Genomic DNA, 3,397 nt, shown 5'->3' on the forward strand with positions numbered 1-3,397 from the left:
GGCGATCCGGTCCCACGCCTCGTCGAGCGCGGCGGCCATCGGTGCGTGCGCGTCCGCGGCGGCACCGTCGGGGTCGACGGTCACCTCGAGGGGCGTGTACCCGCGGCCGCGCAGCAGGCTGCGCAGGTCCTCGGCCGGGAGCCGGGCGAGCAGCCCCGGCGGCGCGCCCTCGATCCGGCTGCCGTCGAGGTGCAGCAGCGGCAGCACGGCGCCGTCGGTGGCCGGGTCGGACAGCGTCCCGGCCTGCCACGCGGCGTCCGACGGGTCGCTCTCGGCCTCGCCGTCGCCCACGACGCACGCCACGACCAGCCCGGGGTTGTCGTCCGCGGCGCCCTGGGCGTGGGCGAGCGCCTGCCCCGGGGTGTCGGTGGGGTGCAGCACCCCGGGCGTCGCGGCGGAGGTGGTGACCCGGACGCCGGTGGGGCTGCCGTACCCGCGGACCAGGGCCCGCAGGCCGTCGCCGTCGCGGCGCAGCCCGTGGTCGCGGGCGCCGAGGGTGCCCTCCAGCCAGGCGGCGGCCCGCACCGCGGCTCCGGCGTGCACCGGTCCGGCGACGACCAGCGCCGGTGTCCCGTGCCGGGCGGCGGTGCGGGCCACATGGGCCCAGCAGAACGTGAGGCCCGGGGCCGTGGACCAGTGGCCCCGGGGTTCCGGCCGGACGTGCCCGGGCAGCAGCGGCTCGGCCGGCAGCGGGTTGTCCAGCAGGTGCATCTGCGCGACCACCAGGTAGTTGGCCGTCCGCCACCACCGGTCCACCGCCGTGAGGTCGTCGTCCACCGGCCCGGTCATCGGATCCCCGGCGCTCCGACGACCGCCACCGGGCACCCGGCGTGCCGCAGGACCGCCTGACCGGTGGATCCGAGGAGCGCCCCGGACAGCGCGCCCCGCCCGTGCGTCCCGACGACGACCAGCCGGGCCCGCGGGGACTCCCCGACCAGCGCCCCGGCCGGGTTGTCCAGCAGGACCCGTTCCCGGGCGTCGAGCTCCGGGTACCGGGACCGCCACGGCGCGAGCGCGGTGCGGACCCGGTCGGCCGCCGCGTCCAGGGCGGCGGCCTGCCTGCCGTCGCGGGCGAGCAGCTCCGCGGTGTAGGGGTCCATGTCGTGGTCGAACCAGGCGTGCACCGCGACCAGCGGCGCCCGGTGCGCCAGCGCGTGTTCCACGGCGAAGCCGAGCGCGGGGCCGGTGACGCCGTGCACCCCGACGACGACCGGGCCGCCCGGGTCGCCCGGTGCCCGGTGCACCACGACGGGGCACTGCGCGGTCGCGGCCGCGGCGACCGCGACCGACCCGGCGAGCAGCGTGGCGAACCCGCCGCGACCGCGGCTGCCGAGCACCAGCAGGCCCGCGGTGCCGGACACCTCCCACAGCACCTCCGCCGCGGAGCCGCCCCGCACCTCGGAGCCGACCCGTTCGGGGCCGAGGGTCCGGCGGGCCGGTCCGGCCGCCTGCTCCAGGCACCGTTCGGCGTGCCGGACCATGGCGTCGCGGCCGTACTCCTCGCCGAGATGCGGGAGCCCGACCGGCAGGAACGTCGTCCAGGGCACGGCGGCGACCAGCAGCAGCGGGACCTGCCGGCACGCGGCCTCCTCGGTGGCCCACCGCGCGGCGGCGTAGGAGGAGTCCGAGCCGTCGACCGCGGCGACGACGGGCCCCCCGGCCGCGGCGCCGGGGGCCGGCGGCTCCGCACCGGTCATCGTCGCCCACCCTCCCGGCCGACCGGGCGGGCGCCGACGGCGATCAGGACCGCCCCGGCCAGGGCCAGGACACCTCCTGCGACCAGCGCGACGGCCGTCGCGCCCAGACCGGTCGCGCCGGTCACCGAACCGGTACCCGTGGTGTCGACGACACCGGCGACACCCCCCGCGAGCCCGAGCAGCAGCGCCCAGGCGCCCACGGTCAGCAGCACCGCACGCCCGGTCGGTGGCGGCGCGAGCGGCGCCGCCGCGACCCGCTCCGGGGGCGCCTCGGGGCGGGTGAGCAGGGCCTGTCCGCCCCTGCCCTCCGCCGCCCCGGCGGCCGGGGCGGCCGTGGTCCGGTCCGGCCCGTCACCGGGCAACGGTCCGGCCGGGTCCTGCGGGCCCTGGTCGAGCCGCATCGGCGGGTAACTGTCGGTCATCAGCGCCGCGTAGGCGACGACCCGCAGCACCCAGCGGTCGATGCCGGTCACCAGGTCCAGCAGACCGGCCGGGTAGCGCCCGGTGAACAGCAGCAGGACCCCGACGAACAGCACCAGCAGCGACAGCAGCCCGCCCCCCTCGGTGCCGAAGGCCCCACCCCCGCCGACACGGCCCACGATCGTGCCGCCGGCGCCGACGAGCAGCGCCAGCACGAGGTAGTGCGGCAGCGCCAGCAGCCACCACTTGATCAGCACCAGGCCGCGGGAGAGCTGCTGCGGGTAGGCGATGTCCAGCCGCGCCGGGTCCTCGGGACGGTCGTCGAGCGCGAACCGCGGGTAGCGGTCGGTGCCCAGCCCGCCGTAGCCGTACCAGGTGACCCGCCACCCCCAGCGCAGCACGCCGAGGTTGAACGCGAACAGCGTCCGCGGGTACCGGCCGGTGACCAGGACCGCGAACAGGGCCACCACGGTCAGCACCCAGAACGCGACGCCGAGCACGCCGAGCACCACCAGGTGCGGGACCAGCAGCAACCACTTGACCAACCACAGGCCGCGGGACAGGTGCTCGTCGGTGCGGGCCTGGATCCGCACCGGGGAGTCCTCACCGCGGGCGGGAACGGGCGTCGAAGTCGTCATGGCGCGAGGGTCCGCTCCCGCCCGGTCGCAGGTCAGGGCAGCGCGACCCGCCGCGGGTGGGTCCTCGGTCCCGCGATCGTGGTGACCGACGGCGGCGGTTCCCGGGTCGGGGTGGCCCTGCCGCCGGGCCTCGGGCGGTGGGGGGATGGCGGGTGCAGCTCCCGGAGGGGAGCACCGACGGAAGGCCTGCCATGTCCCCCATCGACCCCGGAACGTTGCGCGCCGCCCTCACGCTGGCCGCCCGTGCCCCGTCCGTGCACAACACCCAGCCCTGGCGCTGGCGGTGGGACGACACGGGGATCGAGCTCGAGGCCGACGCGACACGCCGGCTGGACTCGGCCGACGCCGACGGCCGGGACATGCTGCTGAGCTGCGGCGCCGCGCTGCACCACCTCACGGTGGCGCTCGCCGGCCTGGGCCTGCGGTGCACCGTCACCCGTCTCCCGTACGCCGGGCGCCCGGAGGTGGTGGCCGCCGTGCACGTCACCGGCGGGACGCGCAGCCCCGATCCCGCCGCGGTCGACACCGCGGCGGCGATCTCGGCCCGGCGCACCGACCGGCGGCGCTTCACCGACTGGCCGCTCACCGACGCCCAGGTCGACCTCCTGTGCCGGCGGGCTTCCGGCTGCGGCGCCGTGCTGC

General features: G+C 78.2%; 2 protein-coding genes and 2 pseudogenes. 1 reads left to right on the top strand and 3 read right to left on the bottom strand.

The features are described from left to right. The 3 genes and pseudogenes from NH602_RS29450 to NH602_RS29460 form a co-directional block, all read right to left on the bottom strand. Positions 1 to 789, bottom strand: a pseudogene (locus tag NH602_RS29450) (phosphoketolase); the annotation flags it as partial. Next, positions 786 to 1,697, bottom strand: a complete 912-nt coding sequence (locus NH602_RS29455; RefSeq protein WP_253069518.1) for a universal stress protein — start codon at positions 1,695 to 1,697, stop codon at positions 786 to 788. The pseudogene NH602_RS29450 and the gene NH602_RS29455, both read right to left, overlap by 4 nt. Beyond that, the gene (locus NH602_RS29460; RefSeq protein WP_308292896.1) at positions 1,694 to 2,755 is read right to left on the bottom strand and encodes a DUF4389 domain-containing protein; all 1,062 of its coding nucleotides are present in this window, start codon (positions 2,753 to 2,755) and stop codon (positions 1,694 to 1,696) included. Before NH602_RS29460 ends, NH602_RS29455 begins: the two co-directional genes overlap by 4 nt. 191 nt (positions 2,756 to 2,946) lie before the next feature. Between NH602_RS29460 and NH602_RS29465 the strand changes: the two are divergent. Further along, positions 2,947 to 3,397 (top strand): annotated as a pseudogene (locus tag NH602_RS29465) (NAD(P)H nitroreductase); the annotation flags it as partial.

Source organism: Pseudonocardia sp. McavD-2-B (genome assembly GCF_024124365.1).
GTDB lineage: Bacteria > Actinomycetota > Actinomycetes > Mycobacteriales > Pseudonocardiaceae > Pseudonocardia > Pseudonocardia alni.

Bases quoted from the DNA above. Each gene is read 5' to 3' on its own strand.
- NH602_RS29455 (WP_253069518.1), bottom strand. From the start codon at position 1,697: ATGACCGGTGCGGAGCCGCCGGCCCCCGGCGCCGCGGCCGGGGGGCCC.
- NH602_RS29460 (WP_308292896.1), bottom strand. From the start codon at position 2,755: ATGACGACTTCGACGCCCGTTCCCGCCCGCGGTGAGGACTCCCCGGTG.